Genomic DNA, 16,555 nt, shown 5'->3' with positions numbered 1-16,555 from the left:
CTTTTTAATTTTATACTTTTTAATTATAGTTTGTCAAATTATACTCTTTATTGTTACTTGGTAATAATTGCTATTCGTTGAATTATAGTATGGTCCCTATTGTTTGTCAATGCCACTTCTTTTTTCTATTCAAGCATACCAAACATCGGGCGGCTTGCTATTCCTGCTCAGAATGGGGCTCATTGAGATGCTCATCAATGTGAGCTTCCACAAGATCAAGGATATTGAACAGAGATATTCGCTGCTCCTCAGTCAGGCTTGCAAGCTCTTTCGAAACGTCGGTAGACAATTTTTCAAAATGTGCTTCCTTTTCATTATAAATCGTCATCCCCATAGCGGTTAATGATAAGAGTACTTCCTTCTCATTTTCCTGGGTTCTAGACTTCTTTACCAACTCTTTCTGAACTAATTTCTTAACCATCTTTGAAATAGCACCTTTGGTAGCGCCATATTTTAATGCTAATTCGGTGACTCTAATATTATCAAAATCCCCAATTAACGTCATAAGACCCAGTTCAGAAAAGCTCAGCTTGCCCACTGGTGCAATATCGCTGGCGTGTCTGCTCAGTTCTCCCATTTTAATCGTGAGGCGTTTTAACGTATTCAAGAATTCTTTCATATCATCTTTTTTCATATTCTTATTATTCACCAAATTTCAGATAAAATCAAGATATTATATAAACTCTTGACTTTATTGTTTCCACGTATTATAGTTTACTTGTGAAACAAAAATAAATGCAAACAAGGAGTGAACGCTATGTTAATCGATTTAACTCTTCCCATTGATGAACAAGACAAGAACAATCCTTTTTTTAACCAGAAAGATGGAATCAACGTAGCCCGTTTAGGACATTTAGGCACCCATCTCGATATTATGAACGTACCGAATCTAGATATAAACAGATTTATTGGGCCAGCTAAAGTAGTCCATGTCGAAAATATCTTCAGTCGTGAAATTGAACCTGCCGATTTTGAAAATAAGGTGGATATTCAAAAAGGTGATTTTATTATCTTTAAAACCGACTGGCTGCCAACATATTATGAAACAGATTTTTATGTCACAGGTCATCCTGAGGCAGGTCATCCTGAGCTGTCTGATAAAACCCTGGAATATTTAATCCAAAAAGAAGTTAATTTTATTGGCATTGATGCTGCAGGAGTAAAGAGAAAAGAAGGTCACCCAAAAGCAGATATGTACTGCGCAGACCACGATGTTTTCGTCATTGAAAATATCATCAACCTCAATCAATTAAAGCAAGATACCTTCAAGTTCTATTGCTTCCCCCTTCCCTTAAAGAATTCCAGCGGCCTGCCCGTTCGCCTAATCGCAGAAATACAGTAAATCCAATTTAGGAAAATGCTTCCAAACAATCGAACCACAAAGGCGCAAAGTACACAAAGGGTTATATGAATAAACCTTTTGTTGAATTCCTAATGCTTATTTCTCCTCGCATGTAGTATTTGCAATCTTCTCGATCTGCTCCCATGTCCATCGACAAGAACTTGATTCTTTAGTCAGTGTAAGCTCTTTTTCTGCCCGAGTCGCTGCGGTATAGAGCCAGCGGGGATTACTCCTAAACGCATCTTGATGGACAAAGACTTTTTCCCATTGACTGCCTTGGCTTTTGTGGGCAGTGATGACGTAGCCATAAGTTGCGATGGACACCTCTTTGGACAGTTCAAATTTGTAGGTAATAGGGTTTTTATTGTACCAGTCATCAGGAAAATGCTGATTGACCTCCAGAAATTGCGCATGGTAAACAGAAGACTTCTCTATGGCCGGTAGGAGAAGAATCTTGTGATTATAGTTCATAATGAGATAAGCCCGAACAAAGCTGGGAGAATCTTTGGAAGTCCCTTTGATGGGAAGAACCTTCTCTGTAATGATGGTGACTTGCTCCAAAGTCATTTTATCGCCATTGACGAAATAGGTGCCATTGCCGATAAAGAGGATTCGATCCCCCTCTTGGGGTTCATCCGTTATCTCTTTGCCGAATTTCACCTCACGGGCTTTTTGATTGAGGATAAGCCTTGCCTTGTTGGTGCCAATGATGAAGATGCTGTTTTCATTATGAATGACGGACTGGAGAAAAGCTCTGGCAGTAGCTTGCTTTCCTAATATCTGTACTTCTCCTCGGGACGCATTGGGAATGATGACTTGCTTTAGATTTCTGAGGCAGGTTGCGTAAAGCAGAATTTCACTGCCGGCTCCCTGCCGTTTGACTTCGGTGAGTTCAAAATTTTGGTTGCGCAATATCTCCGGATCATCGCCCACGGGTTCTAGTTGGAAGCTGTCCCCGAAGAAGATGACCTTTGCATGGGCAGACTGGGCCTCCTTGATGAGATCGGCGTAGACGGTTTTACTGATCATGGAGGATTCGTCAACGAGAATGACATGGTAAGCTTTAAACTTGACACTGGCTATCCATTCACCAGTATCAGCATCAGGAGAACCATACAAGGTGGAGTGAAGGGTTTTAAAAAGAACCTTGATTTCGCCGAATTTGTCCTTTAGTACCTTGACGGCTTGGTTGGTGGGGGCTGTAATGATGCACTCTTTGCCTAGAGCCAGTCCATATTTGACGATGTTTTCAGCGATGGTCGTTTTGCCAGTCCCGGCATAACCGGAAAGGATATATACCGATTCCTGACTGCTGCATAAGAAGGAAGCGATTTCCTTGAGGGCTGTTTCTTGATGAGCCGTATAGGTTATAGGATGTTTGCGAAGATCGAGAATATCAACCTGTGGTATGCTTGGTGGGGTGATTTCTTCCTTGCCTCGTTCTTCCCTTTCAATAGCAGGTTTTGCACTGGCTCTTTTTTGCGGTTTCGGTTCAGAATGAAATGGCAGTGAAATGAGTTCAATCTGCTTCATATCGGCCTCCTTCCAGACGTTCCCCTTAGAATGAGGGCAACTCTTAATCAAAAATGATGATCGATCATCTGCTGTGCTTTGTCTAAAAACACACTGACTGCTTCTAATTCTTTTGCGCTCAAGCCCTCCAAATGCGCAAAAATATAATCGTCTTTCTCCAAGTGAAATGCGTTATGAGCCTGATATGCGGCCTCTCCCCGCTCTGTCAGGTAGACTTGAACACGCTTCTTATCTAAAGGATCTATTACTTTGCGCACATAGCCGCTCTTTTCGATCTTCAAAACACTTTTCGAAACAACTGCCCGGGTAACACCAAAATATCGTGCTATTTCAGAAATAAACATGCCTGGATGATCGCCGATCGCCCTAATCATGTGAATCTCACCTCGATATAGAACGATACCATCACCAAAATCCAGCTGTTTCATTTTGCTGTTAGCAATTGTTTCAATCAACCGCATAAACTTACTCATCGTTGCATAAGATTTTTTCTTCATGACCTTATTGTATCGAAATTCTGTAAGTATAACAACTGTTACCGCTGCCAAATTATAGAAAAGATCATGATCTATATCATAACATCTCGTTGACAAACGTATTATTATTTGCTACGATGAGAATGAATCTCATACTGTTGAGATAGGTGCCCTCAGGGGCTTAATAGGGAAGTCCGGTGAAATACCGGCGCGGTCCTGCCACTGTAATGGGGAGCAAACCCGAAAAGTACCACTGGAGCGCAAGTCTTTATTTCATTTTGTCCCGGCTTAGTAGAAGCTGTTTTTTTTAACCAATTTGTATGCCAGGCATACAAACAAAATTTGAAAGAGGTGTTTATGATGGAATATCCTACCCATAGTCCCAGAAAATTTCTTGGAATGCTGCAGCAATATAGAGAAACACAGCTCCTATTCGCTGGCATTTCCCTTAAGGTATTTGATTACCTAAAACACGATACGTCGGCAGAAAAAATCGCGTCGATGACCGGATATGATGAAAGAAACCTTACACTCTTTCTGAACAGTCTGGCAGCAATCGGTCTACTCGAAAAAAACAATCACCAATTCCGAAATACACCAGAAACAGAGTTATTCCTCAGTCAAAACAGCCCTTACTATTTAGGGGAATATCTGACCTTCTGGAACAAGATGACAGGACTCGACCAAGTGGAAGAACTGGTTCGCCTCGGACCCGATCCAGCCATTCAAGAACAGAATCAAGGCAAAGAGCTATTTGATTTTCGCAAGCTGGCACGCTTAACAGCAGTAGAGGCCCGTACAGGCCGCGTTCAGTCATTTTTGCGCGCTGCCGCACAATTCGTAGAGCCCACTGCCCCCCTTCGGATTTTGGATCTTGGCGGAGGCTCAGGAATGATGGCTATCGAATTTGTCCGCCAGTTCCCTTTGGCTTCAGGCGTCATTTTTGAACAGCCCGGAGTGGCCGATGTTCCTGAAGAGTGTGTGGCAGAAGGGCATCTGGAGCACCGCCTATCCATCATGCGCGGTGACTTTATGACAGATCCCATCGGTGGCAATTACGACCTGATTATCGCGTCGGGAATCTTAGATTTTGCCAATGCAAATCTAAAAGAGCTGACCGCGAAAATAGCACAGGCTCTCACCCCTTCAGGCTATCTTTATCTGGTCAGTCATAGAGTAAGCGACGACTATATATCGCCAAAAGAATCCATTGTCGGCTGGCTGTCGAGTCATCTTGCAGGCCTTGACATCTTACAAACCAGATCGAACATTGAGCTCGCCCTTACAAGTGCAGGTTTTCGGAAAACGGAAATCAAACCATTGGATGGTGCTATCCAAAATCTAATGGGCGAATTTTATACGCTAGCCAAGTAGAGAATTTTTACATGCATCAGAAAGTTGTGCGAATGGCTCTACTTTTAGCCTTAATGATTGTACTGCAGTCTCTTCGACTCCTTGTTCCGGTACCGCCTTTTATATCCATGTTTGTGGTTGGCAGCGCCATCAACGCATGCCTCCTGATAGCATTGGAAATCACAGGCCCAAAAGCAGCCCTCGGAATGGCTGTTCTCGCTCCCATTGTAGCGTTCTTTCAGCAAGCCTTACCCTTACCCATCTTTATTCTGCCAGTGGCTTTCACCAATATGGCATATGTACTGATTTACCATATGACCTTATTTTACAATCGCTGGCTGGCGATCACCCTTTCTTCCATCGGCAGAATGCTGATTCTTTATTTCTCAAGCTCATGGGCTTTTTCCATCGTTGCTCTTCCAGAGAAGCAGGCTACTATATTGAAAGCCCTCATGAGCTGGCCGCAGCTAGTCACCGGAATCATTGGAGGAATCCTTTGTACGTTCCTGCTAAAACGATTATCGAATATTATCAATAAGTAGATCCTGGAGAATAACAAATGAAGAAGAAGTTCTGCATAGTGATTGCCTGCAGGACTTCTTCCTTTTATCATGAGGGGTATACTCTCTCTACATTGTACAGTCTATTCCTACACACCCGAATAGGCGGAAAATCCGCCATCCACAGGAATCACAGCTCCATTGACAAACCCGGAAGCGGGTTCACTGAGCAGCCACAATAAGGTTCCAATCAATTCTTGCGGTTCACCAAACCGTCCCATAGGCGTTTGAGAAATCACCTTCTGGGCCCGCTCGGTTAACGTACCATCCTCACGCTGCAAGAGTCCTTTCGTTTGCTCTGTTAAGAAGAATTCGGGGGCAATGGCATTGACCCGTATGCCCACCTTCGACATATGGACTGCCAGCCATTGGGTGAAATTGCTGACTGCGGCTTTGGCCCCGCTGTAGGCAGGGATCTTGGTTAAGGGAGTATAGGCATTCATGGAAGAAATGTTGATGACAATGCCCTGCTTGCGTGCCACCATATCCCGGGTAAAAACTTGCGTGGGCAGCAGGGTTCCTAAGAAATTCAGGTTAAAGACGAACTCTACCCCCTCCCGTTCCAGATCGAAAAAGGTTTGAATGTTCTCCTGCTTCTCCACATCCTCAAGGTACAAATATTCTTTCGTTGTTGTCCCTGCGGGATGATTGCCTCCTGCTCCATTCAACAAGATATCACAAGGCCCTAATTCCTTATGAATTTTGACAAGAGCCGTTGTCAGGCTGTCTTTAACCAGTACATTAGCCTCTACGGCGATGGCCACACCTCCTTCTCGGCAAATCTGTGCTGCTACCTCTTCGGCACTGGTACGATTGAGATCCACAATCGCTACTTTTGCCCCGCATTGGGCAATAGCCTTGGCAAAGGCACTCCCCAGCACACCGCCGCCTCCCGTGATAACGGCTACTTTACTCGTTAGATTAATCGTAAATGGCAACTTCATCGTTCATCCATCCTTTCTTTCCGTTCGATCGTTCTTTCTGTTCCATCGTCTTTCCTGTATACCAGTCCATTACGAGATCACGTAATGGATCAACAGTACGCCAGCCAGCCCCATAAAGGAAATGGCGGTCTCCATCACGCACCAGGATCGTATGGTCTCTTTTACGGAAAGATTGAAGAATTCCTTAAACATCCAAAATCCCGGGTCATTGGGCGGTCCTGCCATGACACTGCCTGCCCCGGTAGCCAGAACCATGAGTTCGGGACTGACACCTGTTGCTGCAATGAGGGGCAGTACCATGCCCCCTGTGGTTAAGGCAGCTACCGTTGCCGATCCTACGGCAAGACGAAGAACAGCGGCAATCATCCATGCCAGTACTAAGGGGGAAAGCTGGGAACCTGCCATTAAAGAGGCAATGTATTTTCCCACGCCGCTGTCAATGAGCACCTGCTTAAAGGCACCGCCGCCACCCACGACTAAGAGAATCATGGCAATGGTCATAGCCGACTGCTGCACCGACTCCATCATGTCTGCCATGGTCTTTCCCCGTTTGATACCAAAGGTATAAAAGGCAACGAGAACGGCAATGAGTAAGGCCATATCCGCATTGCCCACAAAGGCAAAGAACTGGGTGATATACGATTCCTTGGGAAGAGTTAATTTGGTAAGAGAAGCTGCCGCCATTAAGAATACGGGGATCAAGGTGGTAAACAGACTGGAGGCGAAACTTGGCATGTCCTCTTCCTTAAAGGACTGATGGCTATGCAGTCCTTGTGGTACAGCAGGATTGAGATCCTTCATGGTTTCATAGAAGAAGGGTCCTGCTACAATGATCGTCGGGATGGCAATGAGAAAGCCATAAATTAGCGTGAGTCCAATATCGGCATTAAAGATGACCGCAATGGCCGTAGGCCCTGGATGGGGCGGCAAGAACCAATGGGTAACGGATAAGGCGGCTGCCATGGGTACGCCCACTTCCAGTAAGGGCACTCCTGCCGATAGGGCAATGGTAAAGACCAAGGGTATGAGAAGGACAAAGCCTACTTCATAGAATAAGGCAATGCCGACAATGAAGCCTGTTAAACAGACTGCCCATTTCACATATTTCCTGCCAAACCGATCAATGAGGTGCATGGCAATGCGCTGGGCTCCTCCACTGTCTACCATGAGTTTTCCCAGCATGGAGCCAAAACTAATGACTAAGGCTAAATGCCCTAAGGTTCCTCCCACACCGCTTTCAATGGAATCTACCACTTTTAAAAGGGGCAGTCCTTCTGCTAAGCCTACACCTAAGGAAACTAGGATTAGGGATAGGAAGCTGTTGAGCTTCACACCGATAATGAGGATAAATAGGAGGACAATGCCTAAGGCTAAGATGACTAACGGCATGATCTCCCTCCTTCGATGGACTGGTTCCAGGGAATCTCCTCGATGACCGTCCCGGCCTCATTACTATCGGCAATAAAGCTTATGATTTCTTCGGCGGTAGCCATGGCATCCGAGCAGCTATGACTGGATACCACTCGTGCTGCTGAGGCTGTAGCAAATTCCAGAGAAGTGGGCATTTGCCATCCTTCTAAGATGCCATAGAGAAAGGCAGAAGCATAGGCATCTCCGCCCCCAAAGGATTTTAAGAGTTTTACGGAGAAGGAGCCTACTTTATAGGCTTTGCGATCACTGCTATAGGCAAGGGAACCTTTCTTGCCATGTTTGATAATGACAATCTGATTCCCATGGAAAAGATAGTTGTCTGCCAGGCAGTAGTCGGGGATGTCATTGCCCTTATCCAGCATTTCCATGAGTTCAAATTCTTCCCGGGAACCCATGAGGATATCACTGCGCTGTCCTGCTAAGGAGTAATATACGGCGATCTCTGCTTTGGACTTCCAGGTGTAGTTTCGGTAGTCTATGTCAAAGATGATCTTGGTATCGTGCTTCTTTGCATAGGTCATAGCTAAAAAGCAGGCTTCTCTGGAAGGACTGGCGGCTAATGCAGTTCCAGAGATTAAGAGGAATTTAGCACGCTTGATATAGTCTTCGGAAATATCTACAGGGGCTAAGGCAAGGTCTGCAACGCCTTCCCGGTACATGAGAATCTGACTTTCTGTGGGACTGGAGATTTCCGTAAAGGTCAAACCTAAGACTTCTCCGTCTGAGGATGGGGTAACATGGGATACATCAATTCCTTTTTCCATAAAGTAATCGGCAACGTACTTGCCAAAAGCATCATTAGACACTTTGCCGATAAAGCCGACCTTCTTGCCAAGACGGGCTAAACCAACGGCAATATTGGCAGGGGAACCGCCTACATATTTGGTAAAGGTATTGACCTTATCTAAGGTGCGATGAATCTCGTTAGGATTTAAATCAATGGCAATGCGGCCTACGGCAATGACGTCAACGTCTTTCTCAGGGGCAAAACTGAACTTTTTCATGATCATAACCTCCTATGATTTTTAATTTTTTTAAGAAAATCGTATGAAAATACAAATAATTAAGGACATACGGTTTTGATGGATTCCTATAGCACCGCAATCACTTTCACAAACTTGTCAGGAAAGGCAGCCATGTTCATGACGGCATCGGGAATTTCGTCAAAGGATACCACACGGCTAATGATCTTGCGTACCTGTACTTGCTTGTTTTGCAGTAAGGCAATGGCTTCGGGAAATTCATTGGCACTGGTGCGGGAACCGACGATATCCAGTTCTTTCTTGGTAATTACAGCCGTAGGGAGCGGCGTTTCTCCATTGGGCCAGCCCACTAAAGCAATGCGTCCTGCGGCAGATACATAGTCAAACATGCCATGAATGGCTCCTTTAGCTCCCGAGGCTTCAATGACCACTTCTGCCATACGTCCCTTAGTAATGGCAGAAAGGTCTTGAATGACCTTCCCCTGTGCGGGATGCAGGGCATGGGGTATGCCAATATCTTTAGCCAGCTCTAACCGTTTTTCTTCCACATCGACTACAATGGGAACCGCTCCATAGACCATGGCGACTTGAGCAGCTAATAGCCCAATGGCTCCCGCCCCGATGATGAGAACATGCTCCCCTTCCTTGACTCTAGACCGATGATTGGCATGGAGGGCAATGGTCAAGGGCTCAATCATGGCCACCTCCTGCCATTCCATTTCACGAGGTACCAGATGCACCAAGTTCAAAGGATGGGTCACATACTCCGCCATGCCTCCATCCGTTTGCACGCCTAAGACTTTTAACTCTTCGCAGCAGTTGGTTCTGCCAATGCTGCAAGGGTAGCACTGGTAGCAAGGCAGATAGGGTTCTAGGACGACTCGGTCCCCTACGATAATGCCCTTGCTGTTATCTGAAATGGACACCACTTCCCCGCCGATTTCATGACCGATGATTCGTGGATAGCTTACGGTGGGGTTGACGCCCCGATAGGCACCAATGTCTGATCCGCAGATGCCAAGGGCACGGACTTTGATGAGAACTTCGCTGTCATTTTTGCGTTCTGGCATGGGGATGTTTTTGATACCGATTTTGAGAGGTGAATCGAGGGTTATGACTTTCATGGTTTTGTCTCTCCTTTTGCTATAAGATTTCGATGGTATGTACCGGGACTAAATGTAAATCTTCTTTTTGAGATAAAATGCAGAATTTTACAAATATTACTGGTATAATCTAGGTAGTGGGATTTAAAGGACTACTTTTTTACTACTTGTAACTGGAAGGACTTCTGATTGTTACTTTCTTTTTTTGGCATGATTGATTGGTAGAGAACAAATTATCACCTCCCTTACTGATTCTCTTTTGAGAGAAATATAAATTAGACATTTCGTCTAATTTGTTAGTAAAAAAAAGTTCCTCAACAGTTTCTCCTAGAAGATCGACTATCTTCTGAGCGTTTTTTAATGAAGGATCACGTGTACCCGCCTCCCATTTATACCAGGTAGACGGCGATACTTTAACCATTTCGGCTATTTCTTCAACAGAAAACTTTTTTATTATTCTTGCTTTCTCCAATGCTTTTCTCATTTAATCACCTCACAAAATTAGCCATAACGTCTAATTAATTTTCATTATAGTAGACGTTATGGCTAATGTCAATCTTTAATTATCCATTTTGTATAATATTATATATATTTCTTGGACATATAGTATAATTTATATTGGTGGTGATATTATGGCTGTTAACAAAATCGCCTTTGGTAGCAAAATCATTGAACTTAGAGAATCAAAGGGATTAACACGTTATGAATTAGCTAATATATTAAAAATAGAATATCCATCATTATCAAAGTACGAAACCGATGCCAGGACGCCAAGTCCTGAGCTCATAAAAAAAATGGCTGAGTACTTCGAAGTCTCTATAGATTTCTTTTATAACCATTTAACGCCTAAAGCTGAAGGAAATCCAAAGGACTTACAAAAAATTCTTGCACAGCATGGACTAACGTTTGAGGGCTCTCCCCTTACGGATGAAGATAAACAAGCCATACTTGACATAGTCGAACTTAAAATATATAAGCGTGCTAAAGAACTTACAAATCGAAAAACTAAGGAGAGTTAGATAGACTGTCTCTCTCAAGGAACTTTAACTCTTTCCCCTAAACTTTTAAACTTCTTTATCTCTTAAATGAGATCGTAAAATAAGCAGGAGAAATCGAAAAATGATTTCTCCTGCTTATTTTATCTTTAATATTCGAACACTATTTTCATAGAACAATTAACGAAATTATTCAAACTCTCGACCCACGGCTTGGGAATGCGGGAACTGGGTTTTGTATAAAAGGTATGAAAAGAAAATACTTGATGCAAAGGATATTTTTAACCTTTATTCTTACGTTGTCTATATTCATTAAGTTCTTTCATCTCTTCTGCTTTAATTTTATCAAATTCCATCTCAAGCATTCTGTCTGGTATTTTGTGTTCATCTAAAAAGGCCTGATGCAATAAACTCCAATATTTTAACCGAATATTTCTAAGCTCTGGATCTTTTATTCTGCTTAGTTCTTCATTATTAAGAATTTCTTTAAATTGTTCTTCTTTACCCAAATAATCATTATTGCTCATAGTTGTCCTCCTCATTTAACCATTCTCAATATTTCTCTTAAAAATTAAAATGAGTATGTAGTTATCTGTTCATATTTTATAACCTTTACTTTAGTTACAAGGTCTTCCCCTCGAAACTATGCAACAGAAAGCATATATTCATATTTCTAGCTATACTGGCGAGTGCCTTAATGATGCATCAAGAATAACTACCCGAATATTGCTCCCACCCTCTGATAACTTTATGGCTTGAGAGTTAAGTACCGTAGTGAGACTTTCTAGATCATGATGAAAAGCTTTACGTCGCCGCGAATCTTTTTTATCCCATTGTGGGCAATTAAACCAACCGACTAAATAAAGTCCATGCTTGCAATCATTGTCCCTAAGATACTTTCCGAGTAGCTGAGTCTCCATTGCCGTTGTAAGTTCATCATGCCAACAGCCCTTCGCCTCCACGATGACTTTTAGCACATCATGCGAATTAGTACTTGATATGGCGTCTATATGAATATCGGTGCGTTCTCCTTCCACGCCGCTACGGTTAGAGCGAATTTCTACCTCCCGGTTAAGAATAATACCCCGATTGGCAAGTTCATCCCTCAATTGCGATACGATGAAGTCCGAGAAGTCATTCTCCCACTTCGGTCGCTTTACAACTTGATCCCAAAGAAAGGGGGCTAGTGGTGTCTCACCTTGTAATTTTGATTGAATTCGCTGGAGTGCTTCTGTTACGACACCTAGTAGCTGATCTCCATCTTTGACCAGTCGTGAATTGCTATTCTGAACCAGAGATAGAACCTCTTGAGGACTAGGTGGAATCCATGCCTTTTCCACACGAATTTTTTTCGCTTTTTCTAGAGAGGAGGCTAACCAATCCAATTCTGGCAACTCGCGCAAAATTCGTTCAATCGCTTCACAGGATAGATCATTTCCCCGTAATTTAAGAGTCTCAAGAACACCGTCGCGAAAATGAATCATCTGATCTCTAGCTGTTGGATTGAACACTCCATCATGATATGGATCTTCTTTATGGGGAAAATTCGTTGCCAGCCATACGTAAAGGTCAGCTAACTGCATTTCTGATAATTTATCTGTAAATGATTTTTTATACTCAAAATATCCAGCTACTTGAAGCATAAAAGTTTTCCCAAATGCTACATCAGACTTTATTTTTGTCCAGATAAACTCCCATTCACTAACAGGAGAGTGAAATAATAGAGCGGAAGCTGCAATTAATGCTGCTTTATCCTTATTTAAACTGCAAACTAGCTTCCTTGAATACAACAATGCCTTATCAAATCTTAAGTCAATTAACTTACATAACAGGCTCGATAAAGTATTAGTTGTAATTGCCTTTCCTTTCGCTTTTTTAAGTAAAAAAGAGCATAGAGCTTTATCGTAACAAAGATCAAACTTATCTAGGAAATCAAGATTTCCGCCCTGCTTATTTTCATTATTAATATATCTTCCTAAACATTTACAGACTTCTTGCGGCACCTTATTATAAACGCTTTGAATAAGTTGTTGGTGCATTGGCATGTTATCGCGATCCGCCCATATCGGATACTGGACAATGATCGTCGCCCACTTCTCCCAGATAGTTAACGTTAATAGATCATACATTTTTACAGAATGGATTTTCAGATAAAACAGGGCTTTATATGCCGCACTATCAGTTTGATAAAAGGTCCTAGGATCATTGCTTGCTTTGGGCTTTTGCGTCAAAAGATATGATTCTGCAAAGCCTGCAAACTTCTCTTTAGTCGGTTCATCTAGCAAAGCCCATCCTGGTAAAGTGGTAATGTCAGTAGCATGTGCATCTGCGTGGCTACCATCCGGCCTAAAAGCCATCTTATGGATTAATGTCCACCAAGCATCATTTTCACCTTGCTCAAGTCGATCTAACTGTTCTTTAATAAGTTTATCTACCTTTAATTTAGAAGCATTTGCTTCTGCCTTCTTTCTCTTTTCATATTTCTTCTCTAATTCATAATGCTCTCTCCCTATCCGCGCTTGATCAGAAGCCAAATCTACCGCCTCAAAGCTCATCGTAAAAATATTCGCAAGACTCGGTGTGGTTTTGTAGATATTATAGATTTTATCCGTTATGTCACGCGAACTTCCTGACCAGTTCCAAACCCAGTTAAGAAGATGTGCCCATAAACGTTGCTGCCCTATTGGTTCGTCAGTCGTTTGATTAATTTTGATAAACAACCATTCGATATCGTCAATAGAAACCAGTGGGGGGCGGGACATAATTAATTCATAGCCGTTGTCTTTTTCAGGATCAAGCATAACCACTAATTTTTCTACAAGTAGCCGGCGTTTCGTATCATCTTCTGCATTAAACTTAAAGGTGTTGTCCCTATACCTGTCCCCTATGATATCCTCATGTGCTCTGGTCCTCCTTAATACAACTTTCGCAAAAAGCTCAAGAACTCCGGGAATTTCTATGTTTGCCCAGGCATAGAGCAATATATTGTCTGGCAACTGCTCAAAACGTGGGGCCAAATGCCGCCGGCGTTCTTCAGGTTGTTCGAGAACCCACTGTAATGCTATCGGTAGATCACTGGGGTTGAGACCTGGAACTAATTTTTCAGAAAGAAATGCTGTATAACCACCTGCATAATTAGACCGTTTCGGTGGAGTTAGAACGCTGAAAAGTTCTTCTGCAGTCAAATGCTCTGGCCAAGTTGCGGTTAGAGCATAACCTCTTAGTTGGTCGATTCTATCTATGATACTATCACAGATCAACGGTTTTAATCGTGCTCGGTCATCGGATTTAGCAATTCGAGAAACTACAAATGCCGCCATCGCCCTAATATTTACAGACTCATCACAATTAAGTGCAATATCCACCAATAGAGTTCCTAACTCTTGTACGTGGCAGGCTTCTGTGATAAACATTGCTTCAATTCTTGCATTCTCATTCGCAGAACGATTTGTGATATAAGGTCGAATCTGATCGACTAAAGCGGCATGTTTCAATCGATCATAGCGAAAATTGGTTCTCATGCCAAAGTCTACAGCATTCGAAGCTGCGATACAAGACAGGTATAACTCGGTCAAGGCAAACTTCTGAGATTCTGTAGTAGCGGTAATATCACCTAATAATAATATTTCTGGTTCATTTTTCATTATGATTTCGAATATCCTGCGGTTCATCACCGCTATCCAAGCGGCAACAGAATAGAGCTTTGGAATTAATCTACCTTCAGGTCGAGCTATCAAACTTAGAATTCTATTTTCGTCAACAGAATGACGAAGCAAATAGTCCGCAGCTAAAAACTCCCCATATGTTTGGTGAGACCATCCCATCTGATTTTGTCCACGCGCAGAAAAAAGACCTGTCGCAAGAGTTTCCATGACAGAACGTTGATCAACTAATATAGGTTGGCCATCAAGTTCATCAAAACCAAATATTGTTTCTATGGACATAGCACCATCGGGCATATTTCCATCGTCAGGCAGTGTCCACAGGGTAGAATTATTGCTGAACATAAGAGTTGCAGCCGTTCTTCCAGCAATAACCATTTTTTGTTGGCTCGGGAGTTGACCGGCTGTTTTTTTACCGCGTCTTAGTTCATTAACCTCATCACATAATTTTAGGCTTCCTTGTTGGTACATCTCTACCTGATTCTTAGGTAATTCTCCAGTTCTTTTGAAACGATGAATAAGAGTCAGTAAAGTAATCGGACGAGCAGCGAAAGCTGTAATCCCTGTAGCAAATATTCCCTCCATAAATGTTTTAACATCAAGGCCTTCATCTGTAGCTGCCCGCATAACATCTTGACGACGAAGCGGCATTAATTCTAGAATTTTCACAGTATCCTTCGGGTAAAGGGTTAATAGACCTTGTTCTAATACCGCTGGCCAATAGCCTGTCCGACAAACAATCCTTAAGAAGAGACGTTCGAGTGGTAGTGAACTGAATTCATCTAACAAAAAACTTGTTAATGCCTCGGCTCGAATTAGGCATTCATCAAAACTTTCCAGTGTCAGATTGAGTATGCTATCCCCGCCAGCGCGCCACGTCTTGAATTCATTGCTTTGAAAAACATTTCTTTCGAACCGCTCAACGCTATCATAACTGCTCAGGTTTATAATCAGACTTTGAACATCCTTCCGACCTACTGCACTAATGAGTTCCTCATTCCGTTTGACCTCAGACGATTTTCCGAGTCCCGGTTCACCTAATAATATTAGGCATGGATGTGAACCAAACTCTTCAATACGTTTTACATCAGGATTTAAAATTGTACCCCACTTGCCATCTGGATTTTGAAGGAAACCATTATCAAAATTCACGCTGCCTTCTCGCGGACACCAAAAGCGTTGCCATTCATATTTCAAAGAGGGCATATGAGTTCACGTCCTCTCACACTAATACTTGTTAAAAGTTAGATTCGCAGTTGATGGGACATGGGGACAGATGGGACATGGGGACAGGTTCCTTGTCCCACTAACTGCTATCAACCACACTTCTAAATATTCCTATTATCCTTGCTAACTTCTTATTAAAACACTCTTATATATCTTTCATCTTTCTATCACATTATCTTATCTCTTTGCCTTCTTTAAAATCTTTACAAGATCTATCCTATCCCTTATTCTCGCCAATGCTGTGGCTGATTAAGTACGTCAGAACACTGAACCCTGCCTCTAACACTGCCTATTACTCCAGAGCGTAGTTCTTGAACCATCCATGCATCAGCATGTTCATCTGGAATGGGATAAGGAGCATCAAATCCATGTTTTCCCGCCACACAAAAGCCATGTTTTGGATAATATGTAGGATGACCAAGAACAAAAACTAATTCTACCCCTGCTGTTAACAATTTCGTTAATCCGTATTTTATTAATTTACCACCAATTCCTCTGCATTGAAAATCCGGATGAATTGCAAGAGGTGCCAGTATAACTGTTGAAACCGCCTGATCCGGATTAGTAAGTTTTGCCTTAGAAAAAATAACATGGCCAACAATACTATTAGTTACTGTTGCAACAATGGATAGCAGAGGTAAGGCTGTAGAATCTACTAATAGATCATTAACGAGATGAGCAATTTCCTCTCCTTTTCTTCCACCAAAAGCAGCGGCATGAACAGCTAGAATTTGTTCTAAATCTTGTTCGTGTGAAATTCTCAATTCCATTTTTCTTCTCCTCCTATGTAACTTGTTTCTAGTATTATTTGAAAAATATAGCCTAAAATGGGACACGAGACCAGCTAACTAAAGTCAAGGCCTCACTAGAAAAAAATGATCACTTCAAAAATCGCAATAGTTTATTCATAACAGCGCCCAACGATTGTTTCCTGGTTTTAGTCTGT

Annotated in this window: 15 protein-coding genes and 1 riboswitch; of the genes, 4 read left to right on the top strand and 11 right to left on the bottom strand. The window is 42.5% G+C overall.

The features are described from left to right. Positions 1–157 precede the first annotated feature (157 nt). Positions 158–634, bottom strand: a complete 477-nt coding sequence (locus LMF89_RS18580) for a MarR family winged helix-turn-helix transcriptional regulator (protein WP_229536388.1) — start codon at positions 632–634, stop codon at positions 158–160. Positions 635–757: 123 nt separating this feature from the next. On the opposite strand from LMF89_RS18580, the gene LMF89_RS18575 reads away from it, so the two are divergent. Next, positions 758–1,342, top strand: a complete 585-nt coding sequence (locus LMF89_RS18575) for a cyclase family protein (RefSeq protein WP_229536387.1) — start codon at positions 758–760, stop codon at positions 1,340–1,342. Between the two features lie 96 nt (positions 1,343–1,438). Here the strand turns inward: LMF89_RS18575 and LMF89_RS18570 are convergent, their stop codons facing one another. After that, a complete protein-coding gene (locus LMF89_RS18570) occupies positions 1,439–2,875 on the bottom strand; it encodes an ATP-dependent DNA helicase (RefSeq protein WP_229536386.1) in 1,437 nt (478 codons plus the stop codon). Positions 2,876–2,922: 47 nt separating this feature from the next. Continuing rightward, a complete protein-coding gene (locus LMF89_RS18565; RefSeq protein WP_229536385.1) occupies positions 2,923–3,468 on the bottom strand; it encodes a MarR family winged helix-turn-helix transcriptional regulator in 546 nt (181 codons plus the stop codon). 31 nt (positions 3,469–3,499) lie between these two features. Further along, positions 3,500–3,671, top strand: a riboswitch (cobalamin riboswitch). A 37-nt stretch (positions 3,672–3,708) separates the two neighbouring features. On the opposite strand from LMF89_RS18565, the gene LMF89_RS18560 reads away from it, so the two are divergent. Next, positions 3,709–4,725 (top strand): methyltransferase, encoded by a 1,017-nt coding sequence (locus LMF89_RS18560; RefSeq protein ID WP_229536384.1) that lies wholly within the window; start codon positions 3,709–3,711, stop codon positions 4,723–4,725. Between the two features lie 11 nt (positions 4,726–4,736). Further along, the gene (locus tag LMF89_RS18555) at positions 4,737–5,246 is read left to right on the top strand and encodes an ECF transporter S component (protein ID WP_229536383.1); all 510 of its coding nucleotides are present in this window, start codon (positions 4,737–4,739) and stop codon (positions 5,244–5,246) included. Between the two features lie 107 nt (positions 5,247–5,353). Here the strand turns inward: LMF89_RS18555 and LMF89_RS18550 are convergent, their stop codons facing one another. The 5 genes from LMF89_RS18550 to LMF89_RS18530 all read right to left on the bottom strand — a co-directional run bounded on the left by LMF89_RS18550 (position 5,354) and on the right by LMF89_RS18530 (position 10,209). After that, positions 5,354–6,208: an SDR family oxidoreductase gene (locus LMF89_RS18550; protein WP_229536382.1), complete on the bottom strand. Its 855-nt coding sequence runs from the start codon at positions 6,206–6,208 to the stop codon at positions 5,354–5,356. A gap of 69 nt (positions 6,209–6,277) precedes the next feature. Continuing rightward, entirely contained in the window at positions 6,278–7,597 is a 1,320-nt protein-coding gene (locus tag LMF89_RS18545; RefSeq protein ID WP_229536381.1) for a gluconate:H+ symporter, read from the bottom strand. Beyond that, positions 7,588–8,643 carry a 5-dehydro-2-deoxygluconokinase gene (gene iolC / locus LMF89_RS18540; RefSeq protein ID WP_229536380.1) on the bottom strand — a complete coding sequence of 352 codons (1,056 nt, stop codon included), beginning with the start codon at positions 8,641–8,643 and terminating at the stop codon, positions 7,588–7,590. The genes LMF89_RS18545 and iolC overlap by 10 nt, the downstream gene beginning before the upstream one ends. Before the next feature lie 86 nt (positions 8,644–8,729). After that, a complete protein-coding gene (locus LMF89_RS18535; RefSeq protein ID WP_229536379.1) occupies positions 8,730–9,746 on the bottom strand; it encodes an alcohol dehydrogenase catalytic domain-containing protein in 1,017 nt (338 codons plus the stop codon). A gap of 142 nt (positions 9,747–9,888) precedes the next feature. Further along, positions 9,889–10,209 (bottom strand): helix-turn-helix transcriptional regulator, encoded by a 321-nt coding sequence (locus LMF89_RS18530; protein ID WP_229536378.1) that lies wholly within the window; start codon positions 10,207–10,209, stop codon positions 9,889–9,891. Between the two features lie 148 nt (positions 10,210–10,357). Here LMF89_RS18530 and LMF89_RS18525 point away from each other — a divergent pair, with 148 nt between their 5' ends. Next, positions 10,358–10,744 (top strand): helix-turn-helix domain-containing protein, encoded by a 387-nt coding sequence (locus LMF89_RS18525; protein WP_229536377.1) that lies wholly within the window; start codon positions 10,358–10,360, stop codon positions 10,742–10,744. A 257-nt stretch (positions 10,745–11,001) separates the two neighbouring features. Here the strand turns inward: LMF89_RS18525 and LMF89_RS18520 are convergent, their stop codons facing one another. From LMF89_RS18520 to LMF89_RS18510, 3 genes are all read right to left on the bottom strand, one after another. After that, the gene (locus LMF89_RS18520; protein ID WP_229536376.1) at positions 11,002–11,247 is read right to left on the bottom strand and encodes a hypothetical protein; all 246 of its coding nucleotides are present in this window, start codon (positions 11,245–11,247) and stop codon (positions 11,002–11,004) included. A 150-nt stretch (positions 11,248–11,397) separates the two neighbouring features. Further along, positions 11,398–15,534 (bottom strand): NACHT domain-containing protein, encoded by a 4,137-nt coding sequence (locus LMF89_RS18515; RefSeq protein WP_229536375.1) that lies wholly within the window; start codon positions 15,532–15,534, stop codon positions 11,398–11,400. A gap of 299 nt (positions 15,535–15,833) precedes the next feature. Further along, positions 15,834–16,379 (bottom strand): GNAT family N-acetyltransferase, encoded by a 546-nt coding sequence (locus LMF89_RS18510; RefSeq protein ID WP_229536374.1) that lies wholly within the window; start codon positions 16,377–16,379, stop codon positions 15,834–15,836. Between the last annotated feature and the right edge of the window lie 176 nt (positions 16,380–16,555).

The sequence above is a fragment of the Pelosinus baikalensis genome (assembly GCF_020819555.1).
GTDB classification, from domain to species: domain Bacteria; phylum Bacillota; class Negativicutes; order DSM-13327; family DSM-13327; genus Pelosinus; species Pelosinus baikalensis.
The sequence above is the reverse complement of the archived record's forward strand: the minus strand, read 5'-3'. Positions and strand labels throughout refer to the sequence as shown.

What these genes read in the sequence shown, in the direction of transcription:
- LMF89_RS18510 (WP_229536374.1), bottom strand. Translation starts at nt 16,379, where the DNA reads ATGGAATTGAGAATTTCACACGAACAAGATTTAGAACAAATTCTAGCT.
- LMF89_RS18560 (WP_229536384.1), top strand. Translation starts at nt 3,709, where the DNA reads ATGATGGAATATCCTACCCATAGTCCCAGAAAATTTCTTGGAATGCTG.
- LMF89_RS18545 (WP_229536381.1), bottom strand. Translation starts at nt 7,597, where the DNA reads ATGCCGTTAGTCATCTTAGCCTTAGGCATTGTCCTCCTATTTATCCTC.
- iolC (WP_229536380.1), bottom strand. Translation starts at nt 8,643, where the DNA reads ATGAAAAAGTTCAGTTTTGCCCCTGAGAAAGACGTTGACGTCATTGCC.
- LMF89_RS18575 (WP_229536387.1), top strand. Translation starts at nt 758, where the DNA reads ATGTTAATCGATTTAACTCTTCCCATTGATGAACAAGACAAGAACAAT.
- LMF89_RS18555 (WP_229536383.1), top strand. Translation starts at nt 4,737, where the DNA reads ATGCATCAGAAAGTTGTGCGAATGGCTCTACTTTTAGCCTTAATGATT.
- LMF89_RS18535 (WP_229536379.1), bottom strand. Translation starts at nt 9,746, where the DNA reads ATGAAAGTCATAACCCTCGATTCACCTCTCAAAATCGGTATCAAAAAC.
- LMF89_RS18530 (WP_229536378.1), bottom strand. Translation starts at nt 10,209, where the DNA reads ATGAGAAAAGCATTGGAGAAAGCAAGAATAATAAAAAAGTTTTCTGTT.
- LMF89_RS18520 (WP_229536376.1), bottom strand. Translation starts at nt 11,247, where the DNA reads ATGAGCAATAATGATTATTTGGGTAAAGAAGAACAATTTAAAGAAATT.
- LMF89_RS18550 (WP_229536382.1), bottom strand. Translation starts at nt 6,208, where the DNA reads ATGAAGTTGCCATTTACGATTAATCTAACGAGTAAAGTAGCCGTTATC.
- LMF89_RS18525 (WP_229536377.1), top strand. Translation starts at nt 10,358, where the DNA reads ATGGCTGTTAACAAAATCGCCTTTGGTAGCAAAATCATTGAACTTAGA.
- LMF89_RS18570 (WP_229536386.1), bottom strand. Translation starts at nt 2,875, where the DNA reads ATGAAGCAGATTGAACTCATTTCACTGCCATTTCATTCTGAACCGAAA.
- LMF89_RS18580 (WP_229536388.1), bottom strand. Translation starts at nt 634, where the DNA reads ATGAAAAAAGATGATATGAAAGAATTCTTGAATACGTTAAAACGCCTC.